We start from the raw sequence: 15,155 nt of genomic DNA, 5'->3' as shown, positions 1-15,155 counted from the left end.
AGATGCACCTGCGGTCACTCTGATCGCCGGTCGACCTGGAGCAGCCGAGCGCGAGCATCGACATCCTGGCGTTTGCCCACACCGTGCTGACCGCCAAGGACGAGCTCCTGGCGCTGAAGACTTACGCACGGATCCGAGCGGCTGGCGGGGACGCGGAGGCCTCGATTGCGGAGTGGTGCCGGCTTAAGGGCTGGCAGGAGAGCACCTTCCACCGGCGGCGGGTGCGGGCGTGCGAGAAGCTTGCTGTTGCGAAGAATGCCGCCGACCGCGCGCAGGGCCGCTGCGCACCCGAGGCGTGATCTCTTCCCTGGTGTGGGTGGCAGCCAATCACGGCTCCTCGTCCAACCGGAATGGCCGAGATGCGCCACGTGCCGACCTTCGATAGGTGCCGTCGGAAGGTACCGTCGGAATGGCCGCTCGTCACCCGACAGTGGACCTCTCGAAGCCCCTTCGGACATGCCCGCTGGCCCTCTTCCGGTTCGCATAAGGGTCGGTATGGGACGAGAAGAGCCCGCCATGGCAGGACCGGGCGGGCTAGAAGTTCTGGTTCGATAGGATCGACCCGATTCAGAGGAACACGCCTGCCGGCGCAGCGCTCTAAACTTTGCTAGGCGAGCGCCGTCTGCGCTCCGAGATTGCGCTGGAACGTTTCAGGAAGGTTGTCGTGAAGGAGAGCAGGGATGTCTGAGGCAGAAAGCCCGGTTATCAACCAGACCGGCCCCATTGTGGATGCTCTTTCTGCATCAGTCATTCCACTGGGTGCTGTTATAAATCTGCTTATCAAGCACAATGCAATACCTAAAGAGGAGCTGACTCAATAGTTAAGAAATCTGATCCGTTTCGTGGATACGATGCTGCCTCATTCTCCGGTGGTGAAGACGGCATGGGAGGGTCTTTAAGCCAGGCCGAAGAGGCCAGTCCTGACGAGAGAGAGTAGACGGGAGGCTTACACCCCGCCGGCTACATCGCATTCACCCTGGTCGATGGCACGACGCTGATCACGCCCGTGACGTGAACGGATCGAGCGCATCTGCCGTGAGTCACGGCGGATCGGCTCATGTCGCGAATGTGAAGATCAATGATGTGCTCCGGCCGCAAGCGCGACCACTACAGTTGCAGGCGGTGTTTTCGTTGGGCGTTCAGGGCGGTGGCCTCACGGGGCTGACGTCACACAGATCGGGCGAAAAAGCCGCCTGCAGCTGTAAAGCTAGACCCCTCCCAAGCCGTGCAAGAGCAGCTTCAAGCGCCGATTCTGGCTCGCCTCGGACCTTCTCGCCCAGAATCAGACCGGTTCCCGGTGAGCTTTGCTTATGGGCGACCTGAGCCGTTGGCATGGCTCTGGACGGCGCGGGGAGGCTTACAGGCGGGCGCAGCGGCGCGGGAGTGCATCCGCCGGCGAACTGGCGCCGGGGCTCCACGGGCCCGCCGTGCCCGCGCGTTGGCCGCAGCGAAGACGGGCGAACAGTCGGAGCCGACGCGGCGTTGCTGAAGAAGGTGCAGACGTTGCTGCAGGCACGGGAGCCGCCGTATAGGTCTGCCTCAAAAATTCCTAATCACGCGTACTCTGGTGTGAGACTGCTCACAATAATTCATGATAGATACTTGCATTGCGCCTCTGCAATCACCAACTAAATTTCGCCAACGCGGCATGCGTGTACCACCAGCGCCCGTGCAAGGAGCCTCTATGTTTGTGCGCCTTCTCGCTCTGCCGGCCTGTGCCGGTCTGCTTGCCGCCGTCACACCCCTGCAGGCGCGTCCCCTGATTGAGACCTACGCTCCGACCGCTTGCTTCACCTGCGGGTACAATCAGCGCGCAGAGCCGCTGGTGGTGTCGGGCCCTTACGGTGCGCGCGAGAGTGTGCGGCCCAGTGGGCGTCAGCGCTTCACTCGGTTCGACATCGAAGCGCTGCGTCTGATGACCCGCATGCGCTGACAGAGGCGGGGGTCGCCGGCCGTCTGATCTGAGCTACAAGCTGGAAGAGCGTGGCGGTTACCTGCTGACCGTCGATCCCCGGCACACATCGCAGACTTGTACGAACTGCGGTGTTGTTGAGGCTGCGATCCAATGCTCACACTCTCAATTCGAGTGCGTATCGTGTGGTCACTAAAGTGAATGTCGGCCTCAACGCGGCACTCGCCATCCTTCACCGCGGACAGTCCGCGGGCGTGGAGCGGGGCGTGCCTCCCGCGTCGAAGCGCGAAACAAAGGGTCGCAAGACCCCGAAAACCTCGTCTGCGGACGAGGCGCAGCTAACCCGGGTACACATGAGCGGACCCGGAAAGCACCTGCGCCCTCAAGCGCTTGCGGGTTAAAGTTTGTCCCTACGTGCGTGGGCGAAGGCTGCTACACTGATACATTTGATTTGAGGTATACTCGATTGGATAGACGTGGCTGCTACGGCCGCCGGCGCTGCTCTTGAGAGCGGGTCAGAGCCGCCTGCGCATCGGCACGCGCCTTCAGAAAGTTGTCGTTCTTCTCCAGTTCCGGTTTAAGCCGGACAGCCTCAGCAAAGTCGGTAAGAGATCGTCTAGGTTCATTTTTATTGAGGTATGCCAACCCACGATTAAAATAGGCCAGTGCGTACTTGGGATCGATCCTGATAGCCTCGCTATAATCCACCGCTGCCCGGTCGTATTCAGTTTTGTCGTAGTAAATACCACCACGAATGAAATAGCTATTTGCGTGTTTAGGCTTTATGCGAATGGCATTATTACAATCTGTTATTGCTAGATCGTAATTGTTCTTGTTCTGGTAGATGAGAGCGCGATTGATGTAGGCTATTTCATGGTTTAGATCGAGTAGTATTACATTCTTGTAGTCTATTAATGCTTTATCTATATCTCCTATGATGTCGTTGAGATTTGCTCGATTAATATAGGCGCTTGTGTAACTTGGATCAATTCGGATAGCTTCATCATAGTCTGATATTGCTCGATCATACTCACCCTTGCCAAAGTAGGCGAGACCACGATTGTTGTAGGCGCTCTTATGATTAGGTTCTATCCGAATGGCATTGCCGTAGTCTGCTATTGCTAGATCGTAATTCCCCATGTTGTAGTAGATGAGACCACGGTTGAAATAAGCCGATACGAGCTCAGGGTTGATCCGGATTGCCTCATTGTAATCTGCGATTGCACGATCGTACTCATGTTTGTTTTGATAGATGTAGCCACGGTTGTCGTAGGCATCTGTGTACTCGGGATCAATTCTGATGGCCATACTGTAATCGGCAATTGCCCGATCATACTCGCCCTTGCTAACGTAAACATTTCCACGATAATTGTAGGCGATCGCGTATTTAGGGTCGATCCGAATAGCTTTATTGTAGTCAGCCATTGCCTGATCGTACTCACGCCTACTTTCATACACGCTTCCACGTCCCAAGTAGGCCAGCGCGAGACCGGGTTCGATCCGAATAGCTTCATTGTAGTCCGCTATTGCCTGCTCGTACTCACGATTACCGTAGTAGGTGATCCCCCGGTTGAGATAGCCAGCCGCATCCAAAGCTTGAACAGCTGATGTTGTCAGCGCTAGCAAGGCTAATGATGACGTCAATACATAAATCTGCTGCATGGTACCGACCTGACTGGTATTTTGTACCAGGCCGGAAACGAACCCATTGCAAGTGGTTGGCTGTCTCACGGACCCTGGGGTCAGTCTAACTGAGAGCTTTAAGTTCGGCCATAGCCTCAGGCTGGATTGTGTCCCCTGCAGTGATGTAGCTAGACAGTAGCAAAGAAGTCCGCCGGCGTGTCCCAAACTCTGAAACAGGCCGCAGAACGGAGCTGAGCTGCCCCGGTTACATGCTTTGTTCATTGAAGCGAAGCCGGAGCAATGAGCGGGCAGCTGGTTCTGCTCACGCACGATCCATGCGCCGGGCCAGGTTGAACGAGCGAGAGCCCTCGACCTGCGGCATCACTCTCTTTAGCGATCTACAGAAATCCGCCCCCGAGGGGCCTGTCGCAAACGCGAACGCGTCGGTGTTCACGGGTCGTCAGGCATACCTGCCCAGCTTGCCGCCTTCGCCCGGGAGCCCCGCGTTGAGGTCCGATTTCGATTTCTGAGGCAGGCCACAAACACTGGCTCGTGGGCACCTGAGTGGTTCGCATTAGGCGGGGTGCACAGCCGTGCTAGAGGATCTCCGTCGTGCAGACAAACTCACGCTGGGAGTGTCAGTTGAAAGCCCCCCTCAGCGCCCGATGGATCGGCTTTCTCTGCCTGGCTGCAACCGCACTTGGCTGGGCCCTGAACTGGCCTGCCATGAAGTTCCTGCTGCGCGAGTGGCCACCCCTGTTCGCACGCGGCGTCGCCGGAGCGGCCGCCGCATTTCTCTTGACCGGCGTTGCCGTGCTGTATGGCGAGAGCCTCAAGGCTCCTCGGCACGTCATTCCCCGGCTGCTCTTCGCCGCCTTCACCAATGTCTTCGCCTGGATGGGCTTCTCCACCCTCTGCATGAAGTGGCTCGATGTCGGCGAAGGCGCCCTCCTCGTTTACACGATGCCGATCTGGGCGACGCTCTTGGCCTGGCCTATCCTGGGCAGCCGGCCAACACGCCGCGGCACTGGCGCCCTCCTGCTCGGCATGGCGGGCGTGAGCGTCCTCTTGAGCGCACGGGGGTTCAACCTGGATACGGGCAAGCTCCTGGGTATCGGCTTTGCCTTTAGCGCCGCTGTGCTTTTCGCGCTCGGGACAGTCCTGAACTGCACGCCTCTCCCGCTGCCGCCAATCACAGCCGTGGCGTGGCAGGTCGGGCTCGGCTGTCTGCCAATGATCTTGATTGGCCTTGTGTTCGAGCGGCCGAACCTCGGCGGTCTGAACTCGGCCGGATGGTCGGTTCTGGCCTACATGACGCTCGTCCCGATGGGCCTCTGCTATCTCGCGTGGTTCGCGACTCTGCGCCGGCTTCCACCCGCCGTCGCCTCAACCGGGATGCTTCTCGTGCCATTGATCGGAGTGCTGTCAGCTGCGGTGATCTTGGGAGAGCCGCTCGGCCCCCGTCAGTTCGTGTCCCTCGCCCTCACGCTTGGCGGCGTGACCTTGGCTCTCCAGACCTCCTGATTCCTCGAACGCGTGATCCTTACATGTCTAGAAAACAACCGATTCCTGACAGTTCAGGAGGCCGCCCCCGCTGACATGCTTGACGCGAGAGCCCCGCGTAGCGGCGGATGCCAGGAAACCGTGTCAGGAAATCAAATGTCTGGAAAACGCTTGCTTCCGGAGATTCCTTACACGTGGCACGAAGGGCCGCTTTGGGTCAGAAAACTAAACCGCTTCCGCGGTAGGGCGTTTTGCAAGCAGTTGGCGTGATCGGCCCGGCGCGGCCTGTCCGAAGATCGCGGGGTCCCCCTGGTCTCGGACAGGAGCCCCTCATGAGCAACCAACCCGTCAGCCCGCTGCGCCGTCGCATGATCGAGGATACGACCATCCGGCTTCGGCACCAAGACGCAAGCCGATTACATCCGTGCCGTCAGGATGTTGCGCCCGATCCGCGTCGTCAGGATCGACACGGCAAATTTGTTGATTAGCATAGCCAGCAGCAACGATCAGCGTATTGGACCTGACGCATCGCACAGCAGATTCCCGGCCTAGCCACAAACCGAGAGATTGCGCCCATGCAATTCCACCTCAACGGCTACAAGCCCGGAGATCCAGGCATTTCCGAGCCGGCGCGTCAGGATAATGCGATGCAACCAGGGGGCGGTCTGCCCGAGCACGTGGACGTTCTCATCATAGGCTGCGGACCGACAGGTCTGACGCTCGCGACGCAACTCGCCGCCTTTCCCGACATCACGACCCGGATCGTTGACCAAAAGCCGGGCAGGCTCCTCGTCGGCCAGGCCGACGGGATCGCGTGCCGGACAATGGAGATGTTCGAGGCGTTCGGCTTCAGCGAGCGCGTCCTTAAGGAAGCCTACTGGGTTAACGAGACGTGCTTCTGGAACCCCGACGACAGTCAACGGACCACGATCGTCCGCACCGGCCGGATCCAGGACACCGAGGATGGCTTGTCCGAATTCCCGCACGTCATCATGAACCAGGCGCGGGTGCATGATTTTTATCTTGACGTCATGCGCAACTCTCCCAGCCGACTGGAGCCGAGCTACGCGCGCAGCTTCTTGGATCTCAGCATTGCGCCCCTTGGGCTGGGTTGCTCGGGTGAACCGAATGGCTCTTCCCGTTACCCTGTAACGGTCAGGCTGGAGCGGCTCGACGACGCGCACAGGGGCGAGGTGGAAACTGTACGCGCGCGGTGCGTGGTCGGGTGCGACGGAGCCCACAACAGCGTGCGTAAGGCGCTTGGACGTGCGGTTCACGGCGACTCCGCCAATCAAGCCTGGGGCGTCATGGAGGTCCTGGCGCTTACGGACTTCCCCGACATCCGCCTCAAGACGGCCATCCACTCAGCGAACGAAGGCAGCCTTCTCATCATCCCTCGCGAGGGCGGCTACCTGGTTCGGATGTACATCGAACTCGACAAGCTCAATGCGAACGAGCGCGTGGCGGATCGCGCCATCACGGTCGACCATCTGATCGCGGCGGCGCAGCGCATCCTGCACCCCTACACCCTCGAGGTGAAGGAAGTCGCGTGGTGGTCAGTCTACGAGATCGGCCAGCGGCCCTGTGACAAGTTCGACGACGTGCCGGAGGAGGACATCGATCGGCGCTGTCCCAGCGTGTTCATCGCCGGCGATGCGTGTCACACCCACAGCCCCAAGGCCGGACAGGGCATGAACGTCTCGATGCAGGATGCGTTCAACCTTGGCTGGAAGCTCGCCGCCGTCATCCGCGGGCACTGCTCGGCAGGCATCCTCCACACCTACTCGGCGGAACGCCGCGCGGTCGCCCAGGAACTCATCGACTTCGACCGCAAGTTCGCGCGAATGTTCGGCGCCGCGCCTAAGCGCCCCGGTGAGGCTGGGGGCGACGGCGTGGATCCGGCCGAGTTCCAGAGATACTTCCTCAAGCAAAGCCGCTTCACGGCGGGGACGGAGACCTGCTACGCCCCCTCGCTCATCTCCGCCGAGCCTACCTACCAGCGCCTGGCCGAGGGTCTGGTGATCGGCATGCGCTTCCACTCGGCGCCGGTGATCCGTCTGGCGGATGCCAGGCCGCTCCAGCTGGGTCATACAGTCAAGGCCGACGGTCGCTGGCGTCTGTTTCTCTTCGCCGACGCGGAGGAGCCCGATGCCCCGTCATCGAAGTTGCGTGCGCTGTGCACGTTCCTGGCCGAGGCCCCGGGCGCTCCCGTCCGGCGCTGCACGCCGGCCGGCGCCGACATCGATTCCGTCATTGACGTGCGGCGATCTTCCAGCAGGGCCATCGCCAACTGGCCCCTGGTGCGATGCCGCCCCTTCTCCGGCCCCGGAAGGGCCACTACGGCCTCGTCGATTACGAGAAGGTGTTCTGTCCCGACTTCAAAGCTGGCGACATTTTCGAGACGCGCGGCATCGTGCGGGCGACCGGCTGCATCGTCGTCGTGCGACCGGACCAGTATGTCGCGCATGTCCTGCCGCTCGATGCTCATACCGAGCTGCCGGCTTTCTTCGACAGGTTCATGACGTGAGCGACGAGGCAGTGCGATGACGGTTTCCGAAATCGATGCCATTCGGCACCTTCTGCTCGCGCAGCCGCGGCCGACGGACCCCGCCGCACGACGGGAGCGGATGAACAGCTTCGGCCGACGCTACGCGCTCCCCGCGGACGTGAGCGTCACCGCTGCCGACGCAGGAGGCGTCCCAGCTGAGTGGACCGTCACTCCGGGTGCGGACCCTAATCGCGTCCTCATCTTCCTCCACGGCGGGGGCTACATGGCAGGCTCCCTCGACAGTCATCGCCACGTGGTCGCGCAGGCCGGACGTGAGGCCCAGGCGCGCACGCTCGCGCTCGATTATCGTCTCACACCCGAGCACCCGTTTCCCGCTGCCCTCGACGACGCTCTCGCGGGCTACCGCTTCGTCATAGAGCGCGGGGTTGCGCCCCGTCGCATCGTTCTATCCGGCGAGAGCGCAGGCGGGGGTCTTGCCCTCGCGACGTTGCTCCGTCTGCGCGAAGCTGGGGAGCCCTTGCCAGGGTGCGTGTGGCTCAGCTCACCCTGGGTTGACCTTACCTTGAGCGGTGACAGCCTGATCACCAAAGCGGCAGTCGATCCACTGATCCAGAAGCCCTACCTTGCTGAACTGGCGCGCGCCTACCTGAACAGCGCTGATCCGCACGATCCCCTGATCTCGCCTCTTTACGCTGACCTACGCGGCCTTCCCCCTATGCTGATCCAGGTCGGCTCTTCTGAAACACTCCTCGATGACGCTGTGCGCCTCGCAGGAGCGGCTGGAGGCGCGGACGTTAGCGTCACGCTCCGGATCTGGCCTGAGATGATCCACGCCTGGCACCTCTTCTACCCACAGCTTGCAGCAGGTCGAGCAGCCCTGGCTGAGGTAGGCAGGTTTGTGGATACTTGCATCAATTATGCCGGCGAGCGAAGATAATAATCCGCCTCGAACTGCACCTTGGCACAGACTGGGGCCCGCGTGGGGCTCCAGCCATTGGTCGCTTGTTTTCGGAAACCGTGTCAGGAAATCAAAAGTCCGAAAAATACTTGCAACCGGACGTTCGCCTCGCGAGCCGCGAGGGGCCGCTTTGGATCACGAGTTAGCGTTCAGCATTCGGTCAGTACTGCGGCCTTGCTGTACGCTGTTCCTGCCGCCGCACGCCAGCTCCCACGACGCTGCCAGACTGTCGGTTCTCAGCACGTCGCCAGCAACCATCAGGCGGAATGCGGGTTTGGTTTAGCGCGCAGCTTCAGAAGCGGTTTTCGCTGAGCAGGATGAGTCTCCCAGGATAAGGAATTTTGGGCCACGAGCGCCGCTGCCTGCTGACAGCCTTTGACACTGCATTTTGTCTGACTAAAGTCAGATACCATGCCGCTCGATCCCGTTGCCCGATTTCGCCGTTTTAGCCGCGCGGTCACCCTGGAGGTCGGCGCGCTCGACACCTCGTTCCTTGGTCGCGGCCGTCCGCTCGGCGCGGCCCGGGTGTTGAACGCGATCGGCCAGGGACGGTCGGACGTGGCCGACCTCCGTGATTGTCTTCGGCTGGACTCGGGCCTGATGAGCCGTTTGCTCAGGAGATTGGAGGATGAAGGTCTCGTGAGGATCGAGCCACACCCCGACGATGCACGTCGTCGTATGGCCATCCTCACCGACGCAGGCCAGCGCGAATTCCAGATCTACGAGGATCTTTCAAATGCACAAGCCTCATCCATCTTGAGCAAGCATCCTGATCAAGAATTGCTCCTGTCCGCGATGGATATCGTCGCTTCCGCGTTGGGGCGCGACCGAATTAAATTGGATGAGGTCGATCCGCGAAGCGATGCGGCGCGCTACTGCCTCCAGGAATATTACGCTGAACTCGCGCAGCGGTTCGCGAAGGGATTCGACGTTTCTCTCTCGCGCGATCCGGACGCCGCCGACATGATCCGCCCTCGAGGAACGTTTGTTGTCGCCCTATCGGATGGTCTTCCGCTCGGCTGTGTCGGCCTGAAGGGGACGGGGGGCGATACCGCGGAGATCAAAAGGCTTTGGGTGTCATCCTGCGCACGCGGCCTTGGAATCGCCCGACGCCTGATGGCTGCCGCCGAAGACACTGCACGCGCATTGTCCATCAAGACACTTCGTCTGGATACCAATAGCGCACTGCCCGAAGCTGTACGCCTCTATTGCCAGTCAGGCTGGGTGGAGATCGACCGCTTTAATGATGATCCTTATCCGGATCGTTTCTTCGAGAAGAAGCTCTGATCAGTCCTGATCTGCTGTTTTTGTGAGTGACATCTGAAGATATTCGAGTCGAGTAATGCGCGGTCTCGGGCGAGGCGAGGCTGACCATGGCGGTCATGCGCAGGTGCTCGGCGCGCGGTAGGCGACCACGGCGCCGAGCATGGCGAGCCATCTGTTCGGGCGCGATTGACAGCGTTATCGACGGCACGGGAACCGTACGGACAGCACCATAACACCGGGACCTAAGCCGTTGACCGCTCCCGCGATGACTTTGGAGACCAGGCCAACCTCCATTCTTTCATCTGCCAAGCGGCACCGGCAGGCGCTTGATCGCAGACAGAAGCTTCTCACGCGCCATCGGGCGCGGGGCGCATCGCCCGAGCGGTACCGGGCCAAGTGGGGCCTTCCGCTCGATTATCCGATGGTCGCGGCGAACTACGCGGCGCAACGCTCCGAGCTGGCCAAGAACTCTGGGCTGGGCCGCAAGGGTGCAGCTGGGCGCAGCGGCGGCCGTTCGCAGGCGAAGGCGCGCTGAGGAGCCCTAAGCAGTGTGAGCCTGCAGGGGAGCCCTGGAGCGAACGGCAGAGGCGGCGAGGAGCCGAGCGAGGTGGCAGAGCCCCCTGAGCCTGCTGATCCGCTCCCTGCGTGGACCGCCAAGGACATCGAGCGGTGGGTCATCATCCCGATGCGGCTCCTGCGGGAATCCGCGGTCGCCACCAGGCCCGGCAATGCGCTGCGCTCTACCGACCTGGAGCAGCCGAGCGCCAGCTTCGACATTCTGGCGTTTGCCCACACGGTGCTGACCGACAAGGACGAGTTCCTGGCGCTGACGACTTACGCGCGCATCCGGGCGGCCGGCGGGGACGCGGAGGCCTCGATTGCGGAGTGGTGCCGTGAGAAGGGTTGGCAAGAGCGCACCTTTCACCGACGGCGCGTGCGGGCTTGTGAGCGGCTCGCCGCGGCAAAGAACGCGGCGAGCTTGGCCGAAGGCGAAAATCGGTCTGGGTTCGGAACTCGACCAGCTAGACGGTGAGAGGCGGCTGTCGGTGACTCTCTGCCTTTCCTACCCGCTGCTGCATTCCTCATCCTGCCGCCCGACAGCGTGGTCCTGGCTCAGGATGAGAGAACCGCGGCAGAGAACAGCGGCCGCGACGAAGAGCTCGACAGCGAGCCCCTGTTTGGCTTCACCGAAGGCTCCGACATGGGCGAGCCCGGCGAGAAGGAACCGGAGCTCCTGGCGCAATCGGCTGTCCGTGGTGATGCCCACGGGCAGGTGTCAGACGAGGACCGGTGGCCCCCTCCGGCTGACCGGCCCCCGTCCCTTTGCGAGGAGTCTCGCTGGCGGCGCGGGGACGTGCGGGGGAGACACCCGCGCCGACCGATCGCGATGTTACTCCCGGCTCCTCGTCGCGCGCCAGTAGCTCGCCGGCCGACCAGTCAACTCGGATTGATCGCGCGCTTGCCCTGATGCCGCGCCGGCACGCCGCAGACGAGGACCGGTGCCCCCTCCGGCGCACCGGCCCCCGCCCCCTCGCGAGAACGCGTCCGTACCCTCCTGCGATTGTTCGGACCCGGCGGGCAAACCGTGTCATGGCGGTCCTGGACACCGACAGGTAGGAGCATCACTAAACATTTCGATAAGCGTAGCTGCATCCGATGTCGCTGCGTGAGCAGCCAAGCTTATGACTTTATAATTGTCGCTCGCAGGGCGAAACATTGCGTTCACCCCGAACAAATATGCAGCCTCCATTTCAAGGATGACTAAACTTGCGAAGCGCATTATCATGGGCTGCACATTCGGTGCGTAATTTTTAGGAGCTGGGAGGGATCCCGCATGTCTGGTCATTCAGTACATTGCAAAATGGATGGGAGGACTTATTCCGGCATCTTCAAGGTTGATCGTGGCGTTATGACGGTTACTACATCATATGGGAAAAAATCGGCGCCGGTTGATAAGTCACAGTACGTTGTAATGGCCCAAAAACTTCTTGAAGACCTTGTAAGGCAGGAGAAGGCCAGGAAGGGTTCAACGCTGTGAAGCAGCCTACGTGTGTGCAGGGCTCAAAAAGTGGATGGCTGCTGCGCTCCGGAGACGCATCAGAGTCGAAGCCGTCCGGTAGTTTTTCAAAGATCGAGCATAGTTTGTCTATGATCTTGAAGTAAATCTCACGCTAATCGAGATCGTGTTTCATAGCTACAAGAACGATCGCGGCCACCGACTGCGTGGTCAGCCGCTCCGTGCCCCGCACGCGCCCTGAACGCGACACCGGCGGGGTATGGCGACCATCTCGGTGTGGCTCCTGTTCATCGTCATCGCGTAACCGCGATGCCGCCCGTCTCCAGGGCCTTCAGGAGCAAACGTCGCCTCCAGCGCGCCCGTGGATCTTTCGATCCGCACCCGTGCGGCTGCCGACGAGCACGAGGTTCTCCTGAGACATGGTGCACGACATTTCCGAGCGCGGCCGTCTTATCCCGGGGCTTTCGTCATGAGTGAACTTCTGACTGCCGAAGCGCTGTCGGCCCTCTTCGAGGTCATCATGATCGACTTGGTCCTAGCCGGCGACAACGCGATCGTGATCGGCCTGGCAGCGGCAGGCCTGCCGCGGGAGCAGCGGAACAAGGCAATCCTGATCGGGATCGCGGCGGCCACGGTTCTGCGCATCGTCTTCGCAGGACTGGTCTCTCAGCTCCTTGCCATCGTGGGCCTGCTCCTGGCCGGCGGCATCCTGTTGCTGTGGGTCTGTTGGAAGATGTGGCGCGAGTCGCGGGCTGGCCACGTGGAGAAGGATCTTGAGGCCGATGAGGCTCTTGAAGATCGTGATCTCGGCCAAGACGGCCTGATCGCCGAACATGCTCCGCGCAAGACCTTCGGTCAGGCTGCCTGGCAGATCGTCGTGGCGGACGTGTCCATGTCGCTCGACAACGTGCTGGCCGTGGCGGGGGCCGCACGGGAGCACCCGGTCGCTCTCATCTTCGGCCTTGGCCTGTCGATCGCCCTGATGGGGATCGCCGCCAGCTTCATCGCGCGTCTGCTGCAGAAGTACCACTGGATTGGCTATATCGGCCTGGCCATCATCCTGTACGTGGCCCTCGATATGATCTACCGCGGATTCCTCGAGGTCTGGCCCGTGGTCAGCAGCGTTGTCGGAAGCGGCATTGATCTATCATAGATGACCTGCCACTGAGTTTTTCCTCCACGTTCAACTGGAGTCCGCTCCCCTGAATGGAAGCTTCGCGGCGCGGCGGCGAACTACGTAGGCCAGGAACGGCCGGCAGGTCCGGCACTGAGCTGATCGGTATCGGCGCCCCTTCGGTACTCGTCGCCAGGCGCACTGAGCCGGCCGGATCATCCCCCGCGCCGGCTTCTCTTTGTCTGCACTGGAACAGGGCGCCTACCATGAAGGTTGGCCACCCACGTATGATGTGTCTCCAGGCGAGCGAGCGCCCGGCAAGGTCCTACCCCTCCGCCGGGCGTTCGTGCGTCTGGCGGCGCCCCAGGATGCGCTCGGCGCACCACCCGACCACGGCGAAGGCGAACAGCGCCAGCCCGACATCGTGGTAGAGGACCGCGTGGTCCGCGCGGCCGAACAGCCACGAGAGTGTGTCGATCATAGTACAGACTTCTCAGGTCCGGGTTCGTCGGGCGCCATGACGGTGGCGTCCTGCTTGATCACCTCGACAACGCCGGTCGTGTCAGGGCCAAGCTTAGTCGCGCCGTCGCTGAACATGCGCGCGTTCATAATTGAGGTCAATGAGCCATGAAGCCTCCGTCGTTCGCCGAGCTGCAGAGGCAAGGCGAAGAGACGATCGCGGACTGGAGTCATCAAGCGGCTGAACTCCACCGGGCGGCTGAGGAGTTGCTCCACGGCAAGGTGATCGCCGCGCGCAAGATCATCCGCGCGATCCGATGCAACCTGACGTCCACCAAGGGCAGTAGTAGGCGTGCTGGCGGGCATTGAGAGTGCCGGAAGTGTCGGGGACTCCTCGGCCACGATCGGCCGCTGGCGGGCCTCCTCAAGCTTCACCTTCGCCAGCTTCGTCACGTCCTGTGTCATGGTGAGGACGGGACCAGCGAACGAGAGCACCCGCCGCGAGCCAGCGTTGTGCTTGATCATGAAGGCGCGCATGCCGGACGTGGCGAGCCAAGCGTCCTTGGTCAGGCATCCTTGGTTGAGAGGACGTTCGGATCATGGGCCGGCTCTGGGACGGGGGCGGCAAGCTGGGCGGGTATGCCTCACGGCGCGTGAACGCGCTCACGTTTGCGACAAGTGTGGACGGCCCCGATGGTGCAAGTGGAAAGCAATGCAGCACGGTCGGGTTCTGCACACGACGCCAATCGGTCCTAATCTCCGGTGCCGCGACTGCGCCCCCGATGTAAGCTGGTGATCCGGCCGTGTGCCCTGGTTGGCGAGAAGCCGCCATGAAGCTCAAGCTCATCGCCACTGCTTGCTTAGCTCTCGGCATCCCGGGAGCTATAGCGCTCGCGCCGATCTCACCACGGGTTTCACCAGAGGCCATCCAGTCGGCGGTCACGCGCTCCGGGCCGCTTCTTGATCGGGCCTGGCAGCTTCCCGTTGCAGCAAGCTTCCGGCGTGACCTGGTTTGGCAGTCCAACGTCTCTCTCTGCGGGCCGGCGAGTGTCGCCAGCGCTTTCCGCTCGCTGAACGAGCGTGCGGACACCGAGTCAGCTGTTCTCGCGGGTACCGGGCGTTGCTGGACCGGGTTCTGCGTGCTCGGATTGACTCTCGACCAATTGGCCGATGTTGCGCGCACGCATACGAAGCGGAAGGTCATCGTTCTTCGTGATCTTAGCGCTGACGAGTTCCGTGAGCACATGCGCCGCGCCAATGACTCGGGGCGTCGCTACATCATCAACTTCAGCCGCGCGTCCATCTTCGGCGGAGGCGCGGGCCACCACTCGCCGGTTGGCGGCTATATGGAGGCCGAGGACCTCGTTTTCGTCCTGGATGTGAACCGCAACTACCAGCCATGGCTCATTGAGCGGCCGCGCCTTTACTCGGCTATGGACACCCTGGATGGCGACAAGAAACGCGGCCTTCTCCTAATTGAGTGACATCGCTTGATTGCCTCTGGTGTGAGCCGGTTTAACATGCTTGATTTCCAAACACGCAAACCGAACAGGTTATAAACACTACGGTTGTGCCCAACGGAACCCGTGCCGCAGCAGTGGTCTGCTTTCCTGTGTGCCGCTGAGCAGGCTCAGGGTGAGGGGAGCCGCCGCGACTGCCAGGAGCAGGGCACGGTCCTGCTCCGGGATCTTCGGTGTCCCGAGCGCGAGCGCGGCCAGGCAGGCCGCATGGATGGCCGCAGGCGGTTGTGCTGCCGGAAGCTCATCCACGGCCGGAGAACCGGCGGCGGGTAGT

Annotated in this window: 16 protein-coding genes and 1 pseudogene; 14 read left to right on the top strand and 3 right to left on the bottom strand. The window is 61.7% G+C overall.

The annotated features are described in order from the left end of the window. Positions 1–83: 83 nt before the first annotated feature. The 4 genes from MNOD_RS40425 to MNOD_RS45430 all read left to right on the top strand — a co-directional run bounded on the left by MNOD_RS40425 (position 84) and on the right by MNOD_RS45430 (position 2,108). A complete protein-coding gene (locus MNOD_RS40425) occupies positions 84–299 on the top strand; it encodes a hypothetical protein (protein WP_012631387.1) in 216 nt (71 codons plus the stop codon). 381 nt (positions 300–680) lie between these two features. Continuing rightward, positions 681–821, top strand: coding sequence for a hypothetical protein (locus tag MNOD_RS47770; protein ID WP_012631386.1), 141 nt, complete (start codon positions 681–683; stop codon positions 819–821). Positions 822–1,684: 863 nt separating this feature from the next. Next, positions 1,685–1,933, top strand: coding sequence for a hypothetical protein (locus tag MNOD_RS40420; protein ID WP_012631385.1), 249 nt, complete (start codon positions 1,685–1,687; stop codon positions 1,931–1,933). Positions 1,934–1,961: 28 nt separating this feature from the next. Then, positions 1,962–2,108: a zinc ribbon domain-containing protein gene (locus tag MNOD_RS45430; protein WP_083786758.1), complete on the top strand. Its 147-nt coding sequence runs from the start codon at positions 1,962–1,964 to the stop codon at positions 2,106–2,108. A 287-nt stretch (positions 2,109–2,395) separates the two neighbouring features. Here MNOD_RS45430 and MNOD_RS45425 read toward each other — a convergent pair whose 3' ends face one another. Next, positions 2,396–3,574: a tetratricopeptide repeat protein gene (locus MNOD_RS45425; protein WP_012631384.1), complete on the bottom strand. Its 1,179-nt coding sequence runs from the start codon at positions 3,572–3,574 to the stop codon at positions 2,396–2,398. Positions 3,575–4,177: 603 nt separating this feature from the next. On the opposite strand from MNOD_RS45425, the gene MNOD_RS40415 reads away from it, so the two are divergent. The 9 genes and pseudogenes from MNOD_RS40415 to MNOD_RS40385 all read left to right on the top strand — a co-directional run bounded on the left by MNOD_RS40415 (position 4,178) and on the right by MNOD_RS40385 (position 12,941). Next, positions 4,178–5,059, top strand: a complete 882-nt coding sequence (locus tag MNOD_RS40415) for a DMT family transporter (RefSeq protein WP_043754314.1) — start codon at positions 4,178–4,180, stop codon at positions 5,057–5,059. Between the two features lie 311 nt (positions 5,060–5,370). Continuing rightward, positions 5,371–5,526, top strand: coding sequence for a hypothetical protein (locus MNOD_RS47765; protein WP_157091850.1), 156 nt, complete (start codon positions 5,371–5,373; stop codon positions 5,524–5,526). Positions 5,527–5,613: 87 nt separating this feature from the next. Further along, positions 5,614–7,565 (top strand): annotated as a pseudogene (locus tag MNOD_RS40410) (FAD-binding monooxygenase). A 16-nt stretch (positions 7,566–7,581) separates the two neighbouring features. Next, positions 7,582–8,484, top strand: a complete 903-nt coding sequence (locus MNOD_RS40405) for an alpha/beta hydrolase (RefSeq protein WP_012631381.1) — start codon at positions 7,582–7,584, stop codon at positions 8,482–8,484. 432 nt (positions 8,485–8,916) lie between these two features. After that, positions 8,917–9,792 (top strand): bifunctional helix-turn-helix transcriptional regulator/GNAT family N-acetyltransferase, encoded by an 876-nt coding sequence (locus MNOD_RS40400; protein WP_012631380.1) that lies wholly within the window; start codon positions 8,917–8,919, stop codon positions 9,790–9,792. Between the two features lie 229 nt (positions 9,793–10,021). After that, positions 10,022–10,306, top strand: a complete 285-nt coding sequence (locus tag MNOD_RS45420; protein WP_425277534.1) for a MucR family transcriptional regulator — start codon at positions 10,022–10,024, stop codon at positions 10,304–10,306. A 72-nt stretch (positions 10,307–10,378) separates the two neighbouring features. Continuing rightward, on the top strand, positions 10,379–10,804 hold the full coding sequence (locus MNOD_RS40395; RefSeq protein ID WP_012631379.1) for a hypothetical protein: 426 nt from the start codon (positions 10,379–10,381) through the stop codon (positions 10,802–10,804). An 801-nt stretch (positions 10,805–11,605) separates the two neighbouring features. Further along, complete coding sequence (locus MNOD_RS45415) at positions 11,606–11,809, top strand: hypothetical protein (RefSeq protein ID WP_083786753.1); 204 nt, start codon at positions 11,606–11,608, stop codon at positions 11,807–11,809. Positions 11,810–12,257: 448 nt separating this feature from the next. After that, complete coding sequence (locus MNOD_RS40385) at positions 12,258–12,941, top strand: TerC family protein (protein ID WP_012631378.1); 684 nt, start codon at positions 12,258–12,260, stop codon at positions 12,939–12,941. Between the two features lie 286 nt (positions 12,942–13,227). Here the strand turns inward: MNOD_RS40385 and MNOD_RS48580 are convergent, their stop codons facing one another. Continuing rightward, positions 13,228–13,383, bottom strand: coding sequence for a hypothetical protein (locus tag MNOD_RS48580; RefSeq protein ID WP_012631377.1), 156 nt, complete (start codon positions 13,381–13,383; stop codon positions 13,228–13,230). Next, on the bottom strand, positions 13,380–13,886 hold the full coding sequence (locus MNOD_RS47760; protein WP_157091849.1) for a hypothetical protein: 507 nt from the start codon (positions 13,884–13,886) through the stop codon (positions 13,380–13,382). Before MNOD_RS47760 ends, MNOD_RS48580 begins: the two co-directional genes overlap by 4 nt. Positions 13,887–14,191: 305 nt before the next feature. Between MNOD_RS47760 and MNOD_RS40375 the strand changes: the two genes are divergently transcribed. Then, complete coding sequence (locus MNOD_RS40375; protein ID WP_012631374.1) at positions 14,192–14,845, top strand: phytochelatin synthase family protein; 654 nt, start codon at positions 14,192–14,194, stop codon at positions 14,843–14,845. The last annotated feature ends 310 nt before the right edge of the window (positions 14,846–15,155 follow it).

Source organism: Methylobacterium nodulans ORS 2060 (genome assembly GCF_000022085.1).
GTDB lineage: Bacteria > Pseudomonadota > Alphaproteobacteria > Rhizobiales > Beijerinckiaceae > Methylobacterium > Methylobacterium nodulans.
This window is presented reverse-complemented; position numbering and strand designations above follow the sequence as displayed.